The following is a 14959-nucleotide window of genomic DNA, read 5'->3' as shown; positions in this document are numbered from 1 at the left end:
TTGAAGGGTTATCTAATAAAATATAGTTATATAATTCAATGAAAAGCTTAGGCTGAAATAGTGTTAATAATAGGTAAAAACATAACGTTAACTAAAAATCATCTTAGCATTGAAACAAAAAAACATTTACTAGATAACCTTCTCTTGTAAGGGTTTATTATGATTTTAATAAATAAATACCATCTGGTCTTAATTCTATTATCTTTTCTCTATAAAGAGTCCCAATGGCTTTTTTAAAAGTCTTTTTACTCATTTGTAAAATTGTTTTAATATCTTCTGGGCTACTATTATCGTGTAATTTTAGCATTCCTCTTCCTGCTTTTAATTCTTCTAATATTTTTTGAGCGGAAGCATCTATTCGTTCAAAACCTAATGGTTGTCTTGAAATGTCTATTTTGCCATCTGGGCGAATATTTTTGATATATCCAATGATACGGTCTCCTGTTCTTAAATCTTCAAAAATTTGATCTTTATAAATTAATCCTTTGTGTTTTTCATTAATAATTACGTTAATACCTGTATCTGAAATATGAGAAACGATCAAATCTACTTCTTCTCCTTTTTCAACATTTAAATTTTGGTTGTTTAAAAATTGGTTCAACCTACTAGAACCTACTAAACGATTTGTTTGTTTATCTAGATACATGTATACAAGGTATCTTTTTCCTTCTTCCATAGGTCTTGCCTGTTCTTTGAATGGGACAAATAAATCTTTTTCTAAGCCCCAATCCATAAAAGCTCCAAACTTATTAACGTAATTAACTCTCAATAACGAAAATTCGTTTAAAAATATATAAGGTTCTAAAGTAGTTGCTACAGGGCGTTCTTCATGATCTAAATAAATAAATACTTCTATATCCGCTTCTATCTCATATTCTTTGGGTACATATTTATTAGGTAATAACACATCTTTTTCACCATCTGTTAAATATAATCCTACATTAGTATTTCGAGCTATTTTTAGGGTATTGTATTTTCCTATTTCAATCATCTGTTAGTATTTAGAATCGCAAAGATACAAATAATAAATCCCGATAAAAATCGGGATTTATAAACTTTATTGTATAAATTAATTATATATACTTTCTTTTTTAAAGTGAAGCGTTAACAAATAATACACGACTGCACGGTATTTGTTACGGTTGGAGCGTCCATATCGTTCCATTACACTATCAATTGCAGCATCTAGCTCTGGATTATCAGACAGACCTAATTTTTTTATTAAAAAGTTGTTTTTAACTGTATCTAATTCCGATTGTTGTGATCCTGAAACGGTTGCTGAATCTTGATTATAAATAGAGGGACCACATCCTATTACTACTTTTGTCAATAATTCCATATCAGGTGTTACTCCACATTTTTCTTTTAAATCTGTAGCGTATTTTTCAATCAGTTCATCTCTTTTACTCATATTTTTTCTAGTTATGTTATTGTATATCTACCAAATATATAAAAATATATCAGAATAAGCAAGATTTAAAAAGGAAAAAAACAATCATTTTAATTTCTTAAAATATTGCAAAAGAACTTCATTATTTTGTTTTTCAGGTGTAAAGATTTCATATATGGCAGGTTTATTTAATGATGAAAAAAATGCCCAATTAGTTCGTAATTCTTTTTCTTCTTTAGCCTTAAAATAATCCAATCCATACATTTTAGCTAAATATTCTGCTGTTAAATTATGAGATGTTTCAAAAAAAGTATTGAATGTTTCATTTTCTTGATGACCTGGCAAAATTCTAAAAATCCCCCCTCCTCCATTATTTATGATAATAATTTTAAAATCGTTGGGTATATAATGATTCCATAACGCATTGCTATCATAAAAAAAACTAATATCTCCTGTTATAAGATAAGTTGTTTTTTTACTTGCCACAGCAGCACCAATAGCCGTTGTAGTACTTCCCTCTATCCCACTAGTTCCTCTATTACAATATACTGAAATACTAGGATCTATAGGGAATAATTGGGCGTATCGTATGGCAGAACTATTACTAATTTGTAATTGAATATTCTTAGGCAATAATTCCGTAATAATTTGAAAAACTTTTAGATCAGAAAAAATTAATTCTTTTAAGTAGTTGTTATGAGCTATTTTTCTTTGAAAACGAATAGCTAATAATTCTTTTTGAAAAGAACTTTCTTTATAAGATGTTAATTTCAGGAAGCGTTCAAAAAAAGTGTTAGGTTTTTCTTTAAAATGATAATTAAGACAATCATAGGTATTATAAGCCCTTAACGGGTCTATATGCCAATGTGCATTGGGTTGGTATTTCCTAAAAAACGCTTTTATGCGTTTTGAAACAATCATTCCTCCTAAAGTCAACAATATTTCGGGTTTATAACGTTCAAATTCTTTTTCAGAAAAAGGGGTTATGATTGTATCTATATTAGTAATAAAATTTTCATGATGTAGATTAGACGTAACCTCAGTCATAACAATAACAGAAGGATCTCTAGCTAGTATGTCTAAATATTTAGTATCAATAGAATCAGAGTGATTTTCTCCTATTAATATTATTTTTTTTTGAGCTTGACTCCATTCTTCTGCAAAAAAATCTAGGGTTTCTAAAGGTTCATTCTGTTTTTCAAAATTAAACCATGTTGGTTCAATAGTTGGTTCAGAAATTGTTTCATATAAAGGTTCTTCAAAAGGTGCGTTTATATGAACAGGTCCTTTTTGGGAAACACTAAAAAAAAGGGCTTCTTGTATCAATCTATCATTTTCTAGAGATGCGGCTTCTTGTAGATTTGCATTATACAAGATATGATTAGCAAAAACATTAGCTTGCCTGATAGTTTGCCCATCTCCTATATCTATTTTATCAATTGGTCGATCGGCAGAAATAACAACTAAAGGTATTTGACTATAAAATGCTTCTGAAATAGCAGGATAATAGTTTAACAAGGCTGATCCCGAAGTACAAATTAGTGCTACTGGCTCCTGTAATTGTTGCGCCAAGCCTAATGCAAAAAAGCCTGCACAGCGTTCATCTACTATACTATAACAATTAAATTCAGGTTGATTAGAAAATCCTATAGTCAAAGGTGCATTTCGCGAACCTGGGGAAATGACTATATGTTTTAATCCTTTTTTTTTGCACATTTCAATTATGCTTTGTGCCAAAGGAATTTTGGGGTAAATAGCGGTAGGTTTCAATTTTATAATAAACTCATGTTCTATCGCAAAAGTATTAACTTATCGTCATATTTTGAGTATTTTCTTTTAAAATTAAAAATTTATAAATCATGTAATAGGCTAACGCAGAAAAAATGACAGTCAATTTATGCAAAAAAATTGATTTGCAATAAAACATGTTAAAGAAAAAGAGCGACATTTTAATAACTAAAAAAGCTGTAGCTAGAAGGAAAAACAAATTATCTCTTTTCATTTCGTTAATATAAGTAATTATTCCAACAGCACCTAAAAAAGCGGTAAACAAAGAGTTAAAAACCCAATAAATATAATATTCTTCTACTTGATTAAAAACAAAATAAATCATATATAAATATAGAACGAACAAAGGTATTAAGGCAATTCCAATAGCTATTCTATATTTTTTTTGGATAAATTCTAGTACTAAATAAATTAATCCTATTTTAGAGGCTAAAGAAAAGAGTGTTGCTATTTTAAAGGCTATTTTTTCTTCTATTGCAAATAATGAAGATGTTATTTGAAACAATACCAAACACAATAAGAAACTCATATTTATTCTTGAAGATGACACAACATATAACACAAAAAGTATAGGAATTCCTGTATAGCGTAAATATTCTTCTAGTATATCAACTTGTAAAATAGTCACTACACTATACAAAACAAGGTTAATAATAAATAGAAAATCAAAAATTTGAGCAATTTTTTGTAATTTCATAACTTCAATTTATTAATACTTTTAATTATAAACAAATGTCCATTCTAATAAAAGAGGCTAAGTATGAAGATCTTTCTGAAATTCTTGAAATAATAAACTATGAAATTTTAAATAGTACTTCTATTTGGGAATATCATATCAGAACTTTAGAACAGCAACAAAAGATTTTTGAAGAAAAAAAAATAAATAATCAACCTTTTTTAATTGCGATAAAAGAAAATAAAATAGTAGGATTTGGGACTTATGGTTCATTTCGTTTTAAAATAGGGTATCAATTTACCGCAGAACACTCAGTATATATACATAAAGACTACCACGGAAATGGAATTGGCTCACTCCTTTTAAAAGAACTCATTAAAATTGCAAAAAAAGAAAAAATTCATACTTTAATTGGTGTTATTGATTCTGAAAATTTAGGAAGCCTTGCATTCCATAAAAAATTAGGATTCCAAGAAGTTGGGCATATTAAAGAAACTGGTTTTAAATTTAACAGATGGCTTGACTCTATTTTTGTACAAATTATGTTATGAGTTAACAACTATTTACGACTCATTCTTTTGAGAAATTTTATCTAAATTATAATGACAGTTTTTAACCTTGATCCTTATAATCCTAGTTATTCCGATCATAAAAATATTTTAATTTTATAAAAAATTTATTCTTAAACAAAAAAATTAAAAGACCTAACACTAGAAAAATGTTCATTCTTTTTCATATTTTATTTTTTTTCGTGCGCAAATTTACAATTTCTATTTAATAAAGATCCCTAAACTCAAAACTATAATCTACTAAATAACTACCTTTGCAAAAAATAAATCAATGCAAAATACATACATAGGATACCATTTTGAGGTAGAACCAAAAGAGTTGGGTTCTGAAATTTTAATAGCTGAACTAGGAGAGCTTCCTTTTGACAGTTTTATTGAAACAGATAAAGGTTTTTCTGCTTATATTCCCAAAGAAAATTGGAATAAAAATATTCTAGAAGACATTTATATATTACAAAATCCCGAATTTAAAATTTCGTACACTTTTGAAGAAATTGAACAGCAAAATTGGAATGCAGAATGGGAAAAAAACTTTGATCCAATTGATGTTGATGGTTTATGTCATGTACGCGCACCTTTTCATCCTAAAACAGACGCTCCGTTTGACATTATAATAGAACCCAAAATGAGCTTTGGAACAGGGCATCACGAAACCACCCACATGATGATCCAACATCTATTAGAATTGGATCTCAAAGGATTAAAAACACTTGACATGGGATGTGGAACTGCTATTCTAGCAATACTTGCTGAAATGAAAGGAGCACAACCTATAGATGCCATAGACATTGACAATTGGTGTTATTTAAATTCTATTGAAAATGCAACACGCAACAATTGTAAACATATAACGGTTTATGAAGGAGATGCTTCTTTATTAAAAAACAAAAAATACGATTTAATTATTGCAAACATTAATAGAAATATACTCCTTAATGATATGCAAACTTATGTGGATTGTTTAAATCCTAATGGTATTATTTTATTCAGCGGTTTTTACGAACAAGACATTCCTACTATTGATGCTTCTTGCATAGAAAAAGGCTTAACTTTTGTCAAAAAAATTAACCGTAACAACTGGGTATCATTAAAATATATAAATTCATAGACTAATTTTCCATTAATAAATATTTAACATACATGAGTATTATTGAAAAAACACAGGAAGACGTTGCCATTTTAGAAAAAGTTTCTATTAATCACGAAATAATTCTATACAATGATGATGTAAATACGTTTGATCATGTAATAGAAACATTAATACGCGTTTGTAATCACGAGGAATTACAAGCAGAACAATGCGCTATTTTAGTACATTATACAGGCAAATGTGCTGTAAAAACAGGTTCTTTTGACGAATTACAACCATTATGCCTTGCTCTTCTTGATGCTGGACTAAGCGCAGAAATTACATAATTCTTAAATAAAGTTATAAAAAAATAAATTTATTTAAAAAAAATAATTAGATTTACTAAAAGCAGATATAATCATTTTTTAAAATTTCTGAATTTTTAAAATCTAAATATTACAATGGAAACTTACGGCAAAATACTGATCATTGCAATGCCTGTTTTCTTATTCTTAATTATCGTTGAGAAAATATATGGCTATTATAAAAAAGTAGATTACGCTCCTATGATGGATAGCATCTCTAGTTTAAGCTCTGGAATGACTAACGCTACTAGAGATGTCTTAGGCTTAAGTATTTCTATCATTACGTATGAAATCATGGTTTCTAAAATAGCCTTTTTTCATATTGAAGAATCTATTTTAGCCTATATTATTGCATTTATTGCCATTGATTTTCAAGGATACTGGACACACCGTTTGGCACATCAGATTAATATTTTTTGGAACAAGCATGCTATTCATCACAGCAGCGAAGAGTTTAATCTATCCTGTGCATTAAGACAATCTGTTTCTGATTTTTTTAAATTATTTACTTTTTTATTATTACCTGCTGCTTTATTAGGCATTCCTTCTAGAGTAATTGCAATTACCCTACCTATCCAATTTTTTCTGCAATTTTGGTATCACACACGTTATATTAATAAACTAGGATTTTTAGAAAAAATAATTGTAACCCCCTCTCATCATAGAGTTCATCATGCTATTAATCCTGAATACATGGACAAAAACCATGCGCAGATATTCATTATTTGGGATAAACTTTTCGGTACTTTTCAAGAAGAATTAGCAGATGTACCACCCGTTTTCGGTATCACACGCCCTGCCCAAACTTGGAATCCTTTTAAAATCAACTTTCAACATCTTTGGGTATTAATTAAAGATGCTTGGTATGCTGAAAAATTTATGGACAAACTAAAAATTTGGTTTATGCCTACTGGCTGGAGACCTGAAGGTTTCGATAAAAAATACCCCATTTACAAAATTGAAGATGTCTATAATTTTAAAAAATTTGGCACTAACCATTCCACATTATTGATAGGCTGGTCATTCATTCAGCTGTTTTTAACCCTTATATTAATATCTTATTTATTTGACAATATAGCTAAAATAGGTTTGCCGAATATCTTCTATTATGGCTTCTTTATTTTCATAACAATATATAGCTATACTGAATTAATGGGAAAAAACAAATTTGCACATATTTATGAGACCATCCGTTTCGTATTTGCTATTGTTATCATTTATCACTTAAATGGCTGGTTTCAAATAGATCAAATTATTCCATACGGTACACACATAGTCTTCGGCTATTTTTTAATTGCTCTTTTTATGAGTTTTTATTTTGTAAAAATAGAATTTAAACAAAAAAACATTAATTCCTTTTAAACTAATTTTATGAGCCAATATTTAAAGAGTTTTATAGGTATTAGCCTATTTTATTTACTTCTACTACTAACTAAACAAGAAGCTATTGCTTGGTATTTCAAACCTCTATTACTTCCTTTACTAATTTTAGAAACTTATAGTTCTCATAATTTCCGAATAAAAAAACACCTCCTTTTTGCCTTGTTGTTTTCTTGGATTGGCGATGTCGTTTTAATGTTTGCAGACAAAGCTGAGCTATATTTTATTTTAGGCTTAACCTCTTTTCTAATAAGCCATATTTTCTTTATCTTTTTATTTATAAAACAAGAGCAAACCAAACCCAATTCTAACTTGTTTTGGATAGGATTTATATTTGTAATGATGTATTTATTAGGTATGCTAAATCTACTTTCCCCTAGTTTAGGAAATTTAAAAATACCTGTTGCATTATATGCCACAACCATTTCTATTATGTTGTTAATGGCTATTAAAGGTTATTTTAAGTGGTCTAAACCAAACAACCTAATCGTACTAATAGGCGCTTTATTTTTTGTAAGCTCTGATAGTATATTAGCAATCAACAAATTTCATTCAGAACTACCCAAATCTGGTTTTCTAATCATGCTAACATATATCGTTGCTCAATTCCTTATAACTAAAGGAATTTTAGGTCTAAACAAAAATAAATAGCATTCTTTTTCCTATTTAACCCAAATTACGCATTAGACTTCGTTGTGAAATTTGGGTTTAAATTTCATCAAATAAACAGATACAAAAATCAACTCAAAACTATGTATTAAAATTTATGATGAAGGTAAAAAGCTGAGGCGATAAAAATCCCTGTTTTTTTTTCGTAGATGTAGTTTTTGCATTGAAGATAGAAAATGGTTATTTTTATCTGTAATAAATTTTCAATCCATAATCTGAACCTAAACTATCATTTAAATAAAAATCTGTATATTATGCAATATAAGCCTAAACAAGTTTCTTGAAAACAGGTTAAATCTTATATAAGAATACATATAAATACGCAGAAAAATAGATCCTGAGGTAATGAGGTATAAAATGATATTTTTAAAGAGAGACTTTACGTGGCTCGGAGAATTAAATGAGAAGATCTCCAATATCAAGATAGGTAGTTTAAACAATGAGGGTGTCTTAAAAGTTTTCTTATTATCATTTCAACCAAAGGTAGAAAATAAAATTACATAGTACTTATATCGTTCTTGTCTTATCGTTGAAGCAATAAACTAGATCTTATTTTAAGGTACTACTTTTTAGACACCCACAATGTTTTTAAAAATATGTTTGATTAAAACATTTCTCTTCCTGCAAAATGAAAAGCACTTTCAATAGCAGCATTTTCATCAGAATCAGAACCATGAACTGCATTTTCTCCAATAGAGGTAGCATATTTTTTACGAATAGTTCCTTCAGCAGCTTCTGCTGGGTTAGTAGCACCAATTAAAGTACGGAAATCTTCTACTGCATTATCTTTTTCTAAGATAGCTGCAACAATTGGACCACGAGACATAAACTCTACTAATTCACCGTAGAATGGTCTTTCAGCGTGTACAGCATAAAATTTTTGTGCATCTGCAACTGTTAACTGAGTTAATTTCATAGAAACAATTCTAAAACCGCCTTCAGTAATCATATTTAAAATTCCACCAATGTGTCCTTTTTCAACAGCATCTGGTTTAATCATTGTAAAAGTTCTATTTCCTGCCATTTTTTATTTTTTTAATTTTGGTGCAAAAGTACAAACTTTAGTTTAAAAGTTTAAGAGTTTAAAAGTTTATTTTTTAAGTTTTTTTAAAAAACGATGGTATTAAATTCGTTACTAAGCGGATTTAGCTTTTCTAATAAAGTAGCAATAAAGTTTTCGCCATATTCTATGTAAAACATGCTAAAGTTGAGCTGTCTTTCTTGCAAGCTTTTATTAGGAAATAATATATTTTGTAAATCCACAATACGCATTAGTTTATCATTCTGATTCTTTTTTTCTGCTTTTAAAAGACGTTTTTCTAGATTTTCTAATCCTTTTATTTGTTTTACTTCTTGGGCTTTTACTGCTTTTATAAATGTTTTATCTGTTCTGTTTGCAATATCTAAAAGATTTTCAAATTGTTTTCTTAAATGTTCCTTTTCTTTTGAAAAATCTATTTTAAATTCTGAAAATTGTCTTGTTTTATAGTTTACTAATTCAGCTTGTTTAAGAAACAAATCAAACCAAGTTAATTTTAATTTATCTGCTTTTTTACATTGTTTTTCAGAAGCTATAACTACTGAATTACGAAGTAACAAAATTGGAAAGGTTATCTTAAATGCTTCAAACATTTTTTTTAATTCTATCCAATAGGCTATCTCTCCTCCTCCTCCTACATACGATAAATTAGGTAATATCAATTCTTGATACAAAGGTCTTAAAATAACGTTAGGACTAAATTTTTCTGGTGCTTTTTGAAGTATTTCTAAAATTTGAGTTTCAGAAAAAACAAGCTGTGTATTATTTATTTTATAAACTCCATTTTCAAAAAGAATACGTTCGCGCAAATGATCTTCCATATAAAAAAGGTTTATTTCTCTTGGATTTACCTGAATGTCATAAGATAATTTAGATAATGTTTCTGTAACTTTTTTATAAGATGTTTGTTGAAGTAATTCTTCCTTAATAACAGGTATCAAAAGTTGTTTTAACTCTTTGTCATCTCCATCTAAAATGACTAGTCCGTATTCTTTAAATAGTTCATTAACTAAATAACGTGTTGCATTCGCTAGATTATCGTGTTCTAAATAGGATTTTTCAAAAAGTAAAGTAAGTTTTTTAGCGTGTTCACTGGTTCCTAAGAATGTCTTTATTTCTTCGAAAACATCATCTAGTCCTTCCGTGGATAGCCTTCCTACAGGTCCTTTAGATTTTTTGTTCCAGCTAATTGTCTTTTTATTATATTTAAAATGGTTAATTTCCTCAAAATCGTGATCTTCAGTTGCCATCCAATAAATAGGCACAAAACGGTATTCTGGATATTTTACTTTTAATTCGTTACACAATTTAATGGTAGAAATAATTTTATATATAAAATACAAAGGTCCTGTAAATAAATTTAGTTGATGACCTGTCGTAATTGTAAACGTTTCTGGCTGATTTAATGAATGTATATTATCAAGGGTAAGTTGACTAATATCAATACCTTGATTTTGTTTTAACAAAGATTTTATTAAAACTGCTCGATTTTTTAAATTATAATTACTTGATTTTTCTTCTATCTGATTTAAAAAATTTTCAATTTTAGGCGATCTATTATAGAATGACTGTATGGCTTTTTCTTCATTTAAATAATCAATAATTAATGGCGTAAAATAACCCGAGTTTTGAAAAGTTATACAATCTGTTGGCATATCTTTTTTTAGGTAAAAATAGCAAATAGATTCTTTTCTTTTTAGGTTTTAACATCTTCTTAAAAAATGATTTCTATCTGTACTCATTTTTTTATAGAACTCACGAAGTAAAAAGAGGCTGTCAAGATCTAAATTTAAAACCTTTAACAACCTCTTTTCTTCTCATTTACATCATTTTTAATATATTGAAGACTCTTATTTTTATGCTAATTTGTATTCTGGACAATCAATTCTAATATCTGAATCTGCTAACCTAACATCCATCAGTTTACAATAATGCAACTCTTTTTCAAAGGTGTAATAAAAACAGCTAAAACACATTCTTTGGATGTTTATTACATTGGTTTTATTCAAATCATATATCAATTTTAATAAACTATTTAGTAATATTGTTTTTTCTTCTTTTGATAAACTTTCAAAAGGTTTTTGCATAAAAGAAGCAAAAAAAGATCCTTTTGAAGCAACTCTCTTCCCTTCTTCTGTTAATGATAGCAAAAAAGCTCTAGTGTCTGAAAAATCGACTTTTTTAATCAATAAACCTTTAGCTATCAAAATCTTAACACTATCACTTATAGTGGCTTTGGTCATATTAAACTCTTCTGCTAAATAACTTATTTTACATTTTTCCTCAGAATGGAAACAGATAAAAATTAAAATTTGAATTTGAATAGGACTCAGAGAATTTTCTTTACTTTCTTTCCATAGCAAGACTCTAAATGCTTCTGAAATACGTTCTAAAGCAACTACTATACGACTTTCTATCTTTTGATTTTGATCGTCCAAATTAAATACTGAATATTTCATTTATTTAAAACATATAAGGTTTAATCCTTTTTACTTGACCTTTTTTTATTCAGGTTTATATTTAGAATGTCTTTTCTACATATATCCAAGCTTTTTTTCCCGATTCAAAAGTTTCTTCTATTCTTTGATATTGATCTACTTCATATCTATCTGTTTCTTCTAATTCGGCAGAGGATATTTCAAATATCATTCCTTTAATGAAATCTGATTTATTTTCTGTTTTTACTGCTATTGGATGCTGTTCGAGTTCACTTTTAGCCAAAACTTTAGGATCTGTTATTAACAAATTTTCAATTTTATATCCTTTCAAAACATCTTTTTGACCTGCTAGAATTCTTCCATAATTTTCAAGCTGAACTTTTTCTAATTGTAAAGTACCGTAAGAAAAGAGTAAGTGTATAGTATCTTTCATTAGCAATTTTCTATTTCTATAATAAAATATCCTTTTTTATTTATTTCTTCTTCCCATTTAGGTTCAAGAAAATCTATATGACAAAATTTACATTCTTCTGAAGTTAATTTTTGTCCTTCTTGTCCTTTCGTTTTTAAATATTCTCTACCATAATCATAAACGATGGCTGGATCTGTTATAATTTCTTGAGGTACAATTATATCAAAGTGCATAACATCTCCTTCTTTTTTTGTTACATAGGTGTCCCAAACTGCTATTTTCATTTTTATTAGGTGTTATAGAGGTCATAATTTAACTACACAGTATTCATGAAAGGTTGTAATACGAATATCTAGTATAATGTCTTTAATTATTATTTTAGTATTTTTTAAAACAGTTAATAAATCAAAAACATTTTTATTTTATTTTCTAGATTTAAGGTAAACTATGACCTCAACGATATTAATTTATTATTAAGATTCTTATTAAATTTCTAAACGTATGAAATAAGATAATTATTTTACTTTAAAAGGTAATGATAATTTTTCACTGGCTATAGAATATACTTTATAAACACCCAACATAGGCTTATCTCCTCCTCCTTCGTGGCCACCATTATCATTAGCCTTAACCTGCATATAAACCGTTACGCCATCATACGAGAAATCTTTTTTATTGTTTATTCTATAATCTGGAACAATCACTTTAATTGTATTTCCTTTAGTTACAACCTGGAAACCAGGCGAATCCATATACATAGGCATACCAGGATTGGTTGACGGCAAAATAATTGTCTTATCTTTAGGATCAAATTCTTTTACAGACAATCCTCCTTGAACACGCTTATCCTCTGTTAGAACTACCCAATGTGGATGCCATATTATTCCATCATTTTGAAAATTACGATCTGCATTTTCATCCCATAATGGCGTATCATCAAAATCTGGATGAGATGTCAAAGCTAATGCTACAATTCCTTCTGTTTTACCAAATCCAACATCAGTTGGTTTTAAAGTTGTAGGAAATACATATCCCAAAACAGGAGCTCCATTAAGTTGACCTACTGGTCTAGGTGTTGTTTTTCCTGCTTGTCCTTTAACTGTTATTTCCCAAATAGTAGCTCCTATTTCAGCTGAATGCTTTACATTTACTTTTTGAATTTTAAAGTTATCATTATCATATTTACCACATTTATCGCAGGCAAAACCATAAAATGTGAAAAGAGAAAATCCGAAAGAAATAAATAAATTTTTCATTTTTGTATGATTTTAAATTATTAAAAAGATTAAAAATAGGAATCCTAATTTTTGAAATATCAATAAGCAATTAGGACTCCTAATTAAATAGGCTAAAAAAATTTACCCTTTTACATCAGCTAAAGTAGCTCCAAAATTTATATGAAGTACATTTCCGTTTACTGTGAGTAAAGCGGGTACTGATTTTACACCTGCTTTTTCTGCTTCTGTAATACGATTACGATCTTCACCAAGATGTACAATTTCAACATTAGCCTCACCTATAAGGTTTACAATATCGTGTTCTGCACTAATACAAACAGGACAACCTGCATGATAAAAAATTGATTTTTCCATTTTATTAATTGATTTTATTGTTAGCACTATTGCTGGTACAAATATAGTTAGGATTCCTAATTAAATAAAATATTTTTTTATATTTTTTTCAAACTACAAGTTAAATGAAAATATCTTGGGTAAAATACTTTATAAAAAGACCATTTTTATTGGATATAATTTATTTAGAACTTAATTGCATTAGACTTGTGATGAAATAATAAGGAAAAGGAATGTTAAAAAGACGCGTTTTTTTCTTACGGATATAGTTTTACTTCCATTAGATTTGTATTATTTAGATTATAACATATTTATTATGTTAATATATGCGGCAGCGGGGCTAACAATTTCTAAAACTGTTGATCTCTTTACAAAATTTTAAAATGAATAAGGTGAACATTTAGGATAAAAGAGGAAGTACTTTTTTAGATTCAAAATCATTTTATCTGTACTAAATTTCTAATGTGTAATCTGATTTAAAAAAGGTAATGTATTAAAAAGTTTGTAAAGCAATAAAAATTAGTATTGGTTCTCGATGCGCTTCGCGCTCGAACTAACGATGATTTCAATTATATACTCAACTGTTTGTTCGAGTTGTTTTAAAATGAATAAAAAGATCGAGAATTTTACTTTTTAATCCAGTATATTTTAAGTTTAAATGGTATTATCTATTAAATACAGGAAGTAACGTATTTTATGAAAAATGAGAGTATAAAAACTGCTAATTTTATAGAGAGGTTTGGGGATATTAGGAAAGATTTTAAAAAAAACAGGTATTTTTACAACACCTGTTTTCTTATTATTTTGTTAAAAAGTCGATATCCTAATACAGAACGCAGGGTACTCATGGCGTTTGCATCAAAACCAACGGTATAACGGGTAAATTTTACACGTGGAGTATTTGCTATTTTAAAAAATGTTTGTACGACTTCTTCTATCAAATTTGTATTTTTTGATTGTTTTTTGATTAATATCCCTGAAATTTTATCCATCATAAGATCATATACATCTATACCTGTATTTTTACTTTTCACCACATTTTTTTGAAAAGCAGTGGGAGCATTTCCAAATTGCACAGTGCTTACTCCTATTCCAAAGTTCATCAGTTCATACGACATACATTCTGAAAAACTTTCTACTGCGCATTTAGTAGCATGATAAAAACTTCCTAAAGGTAAATTCACTAAACCGGCAATAGATGTAACGTTTATAAAATGTCCAAAGCCTTGCTTTCTAAAAACAGGTATAAAAGCACGACAAACTTTTACACATCCTAACCAATTTATGGAAACAATATTATCTATACCTTTATCTTCTGAAAATTCAACAAATGAGCGGTAGCCAATACCTGCGTTATTTATAATAACATTAATAACAGGATGGTTTTTAAGTATTTCTTCCTTTGCTTTTTCTATGCTTTCTGTATTTGTAACATCAAGCAAATAGCTACTTATATTTGGTAGATCCACTATTTCTTTGCCTTCTTCTAAACAAATCATGGTAGCAATAACATGCCATCCTTTTTCTGCAAAATATTTTGCTGTAGCGGCTCCTATACCACTAGAAGCTCCTGTTATTAGAATAGTTTTCATT

At 28.3% G+C, this 14959-nt stretch carries 17 protein-coding genes; 5 read left to right on the top strand and 12 right to left on the bottom strand.

Annotated features, from left to right (window positions below):
- Window positions 1–157: 157 nt before the first annotated feature.
- From AWN65_RS03255 to AWN65_RS03240, 4 genes are all read right to left on the bottom strand, one after another.
- Window positions 158–991 carry a CvfB family protein gene (locus tag AWN65_RS03255; RefSeq protein WP_060381847.1) on the bottom strand — a complete coding sequence of 278 codons (834 nt, stop codon included), beginning with the start codon at window positions 989–991 and terminating at the stop codon, window positions 158–160.
- A 78-nt stretch (window positions 992–1069) separates the two neighbouring features.
- Window positions 1070–1411: a DUF2853 family protein gene (locus tag AWN65_RS03250; RefSeq protein ID WP_060381846.1), complete on the bottom strand. Its 342-nt coding sequence runs from the start codon at window positions 1409–1411 to the stop codon at window positions 1070–1072.
- Window positions 1412–1495: 84 nt separating this feature from the next.
- The gene (menD, locus tag AWN65_RS03245; RefSeq protein WP_081078389.1) at window positions 1496–3160 is read right to left on the bottom strand and encodes a 2-succinyl-5-enolpyruvyl-6-hydroxy-3-cyclohexene-1-carboxylic-acid synthase; all 1665 of its coding nucleotides are present in this window, start codon (window positions 3158–3160) and stop codon (window positions 1496–1498) included.
- A 34-nt stretch (window positions 3161–3194) separates the two neighbouring features.
- Entirely contained in the window at window positions 3195–3875 is a 681-nt protein-coding gene (locus AWN65_RS03240; RefSeq protein ID WP_060381845.1) for a hypothetical protein, read from the bottom strand.
- Between the two features lie 35 nt (window positions 3876–3910).
- On the opposite strand from AWN65_RS03240, the gene AWN65_RS03235 reads away from it, so the two are divergent.
- The 5 genes from AWN65_RS03235 to AWN65_RS03215 all read left to right on the top strand — a co-directional run bounded on the left by AWN65_RS03235 (window position 3911) and on the right by AWN65_RS03215 (window position 7888).
- Window positions 3911–4405, top strand: coding sequence for a GNAT family N-acetyltransferase (locus AWN65_RS03235; protein WP_060381844.1), 495 nt, complete (start codon window positions 3911–3913; stop codon window positions 4403–4405).
- Window positions 4406–4694: 289 nt separating this feature from the next.
- Window positions 4695–5531, top strand: coding sequence for a 50S ribosomal protein L11 methyltransferase (gene prmA, locus AWN65_RS03230; RefSeq protein WP_060381843.1), 837 nt, complete (start codon window positions 4695–4697; stop codon window positions 5529–5531).
- Window positions 5532–5563: 32 nt separating this feature from the next.
- Window positions 5564–5839: an ATP-dependent Clp protease adaptor ClpS gene (locus AWN65_RS03225; protein WP_060381842.1), complete on the top strand. Its 276-nt coding sequence runs from the start codon at window positions 5564–5566 to the stop codon at window positions 5837–5839.
- 114 nt (window positions 5840–5953) lie between these two features.
- Window positions 5954–7219: a sterol desaturase family protein gene (locus AWN65_RS03220; protein ID WP_060381841.1), complete on the top strand. Its 1266-nt coding sequence runs from the start codon at window positions 5954–5956 to the stop codon at window positions 7217–7219.
- A gap of 9 nt (window positions 7220–7228) precedes the next feature.
- Complete coding sequence (locus AWN65_RS03215) at window positions 7229–7888, top strand: lysoplasmalogenase (RefSeq protein ID WP_060381840.1); 660 nt, start codon at window positions 7229–7231, stop codon at window positions 7886–7888.
- A 622-nt stretch (window positions 7889–8510) separates the two neighbouring features.
- On the opposite strand, the gene AWN65_RS03210 is transcribed toward AWN65_RS03215, so the two are convergent.
- From AWN65_RS03210 to AWN65_RS03175, 8 genes are all read right to left on the bottom strand, one after another.
- Window positions 8511–8930, bottom strand: a complete 420-nt coding sequence (locus AWN65_RS03210; protein ID WP_060381839.1) for a nucleoside-diphosphate kinase — start codon at window positions 8928–8930, stop codon at window positions 8511–8513.
- A gap of 83 nt (window positions 8931–9013) precedes the next feature.
- On the bottom strand, window positions 9014–10600 hold the full coding sequence (gene bshC, locus AWN65_RS03205; protein ID WP_060381838.1) for a bacillithiol biosynthesis cysteine-adding enzyme BshC: 1587 nt from the start codon (window positions 10598–10600) through the stop codon (window positions 9014–9016).
- Between the two features lie 201 nt (window positions 10601–10801).
- Window positions 10802–11404: a MarR family winged helix-turn-helix transcriptional regulator gene (locus AWN65_RS03200; protein ID WP_060381837.1), complete on the bottom strand. Its 603-nt coding sequence runs from the start codon at window positions 11402–11404 to the stop codon at window positions 10802–10804.
- A gap of 61 nt (window positions 11405–11465) precedes the next feature.
- Window positions 11466–11816: a gamma-glutamylcyclotransferase family protein gene (locus AWN65_RS03195; RefSeq protein ID WP_060381836.1), complete on the bottom strand. Its 351-nt coding sequence runs from the start codon at window positions 11814–11816 to the stop codon at window positions 11466–11468.
- The gene (locus AWN65_RS03190) at window positions 11816–12079 is read right to left on the bottom strand and encodes a DUF2024 family protein (protein ID WP_060381835.1); all 264 of its coding nucleotides are present in this window, start codon (window positions 12077–12079) and stop codon (window positions 11816–11818) included. The genes AWN65_RS03195 and AWN65_RS03190 overlap by 1 nt, the downstream gene beginning before the upstream one ends.
- A gap of 231 nt (window positions 12080–12310) precedes the next feature.
- Window positions 12311–13051, bottom strand: coding sequence for a hypothetical protein (locus AWN65_RS03185; RefSeq protein WP_060381834.1), 741 nt, complete (start codon window positions 13049–13051; stop codon window positions 12311–12313).
- A gap of 102 nt (window positions 13052–13153) precedes the next feature.
- Complete coding sequence (locus tag AWN65_RS03180) at window positions 13154–13387, bottom strand: hypothetical protein (protein ID WP_060383810.1); 234 nt, start codon at window positions 13385–13387, stop codon at window positions 13154–13156.
- Between the two features lie 758 nt (window positions 13388–14145).
- On the bottom strand, window positions 14146–14958 hold the full coding sequence (locus AWN65_RS03175; RefSeq protein WP_060381833.1) for an SDR family NAD(P)-dependent oxidoreductase: 813 nt from the start codon (window positions 14956–14958) through the stop codon (window positions 14146–14148).
- Between the last annotated feature and the right edge of the window lies 1 nt (window position 14959).

Source organism: Flavobacterium covae, assembly GCF_001534645.1.
Taxonomy (GTDB): Bacteria; Bacteroidota; Bacteroidia; order Flavobacteriales; family Flavobacteriaceae; genus Flavobacterium; species Flavobacterium covae.
Note: the sequence above shows the minus strand (reverse complement) of the source record. Positions and strands in the feature narration are given on the sequence as shown.

Bases quoted from the DNA above. Each gene is read 5' to 3' on its own strand.
- AWN65_RS03255 (WP_060381847.1), bottom strand. From the start codon at position 991: ATGATTGAAATAGGAAAATACAATACCCTAAAAATAGCTCGAAATACT.
- AWN65_RS03250 (WP_060381846.1), bottom strand. From the start codon at position 1,411: ATGAGTAAAAGAGATGAACTGATTGAAAAATACGCTACAGATTTAAAA.
- AWN65_RS03240 (WP_060381845.1), bottom strand. From the start codon at position 3,875: ATGAAATTACAAAAAATTGCTCAAATTTTTGATTTTCTATTTATTATT.
- AWN65_RS03235 (WP_060381844.1), top strand. From the start codon at position 3,911: ATGTCCATTCTAATAAAAGAGGCTAAGTATGAAGATCTTTCTGAAATT.
- prmA (WP_060381843.1), top strand. From the start codon at position 4,695: ATGCAAAATACATACATAGGATACCATTTTGAGGTAGAACCAAAAGAG.
- AWN65_RS03225 (WP_060381842.1), top strand. From the start codon at position 5,564: ATGAGTATTATTGAAAAAACACAGGAAGACGTTGCCATTTTAGAAAAA.
- AWN65_RS03220 (WP_060381841.1), top strand. From the start codon at position 5,954: ATGGAAACTTACGGCAAAATACTGATCATTGCAATGCCTGTTTTCTTA.
- AWN65_RS03215 (WP_060381840.1), top strand. From the start codon at position 7,229: ATGAGCCAATATTTAAAGAGTTTTATAGGTATTAGCCTATTTTATTTA.
- AWN65_RS03210 (WP_060381839.1), bottom strand. From the start codon at position 8,930: ATGGCAGGAAATAGAACTTTTACAATGATTAAACCAGATGCTGTTGAA.
- bshC (WP_060381838.1), bottom strand. From the start codon at position 10,600: ATGCCAACAGATTGTATAACTTTTCAAAACTCGGGTTATTTTACGCCA.
- AWN65_RS03200 (WP_060381837.1), bottom strand. From the start codon at position 11,404: ATGAAATATTCAGTATTTAATTTGGACGATCAAAATCAAAAGATAGAA.
- AWN65_RS03195 (WP_060381836.1), bottom strand. From the start codon at position 11,816: ATGAAAGATACTATACACTTACTCTTTTCTTACGGTACTTTACAATTA.
- AWN65_RS03190 (WP_060381835.1), bottom strand. From the start codon at position 12,079: ATGAAAATAGCAGTTTGGGACACCTATGTAACAAAAAAAGAAGGAGAT.
- AWN65_RS03185 (WP_060381834.1), bottom strand. From the start codon at position 13,051: ATGAAAAATTTATTTATTTCTTTCGGATTTTCTCTTTTCACATTTTAT.
- AWN65_RS03180 (WP_060383810.1), bottom strand. From the start codon at position 13,387: ATGGAAAAATCAATTTTTTATCATGCAGGTTGTCCTGTTTGTATTAGT.
- AWN65_RS03175 (WP_060381833.1), bottom strand. From the start codon at position 14,958: ATGAAAACTATTCTAATAACAGGAGCTTCTAGTGGTATAGGAGCCGCT.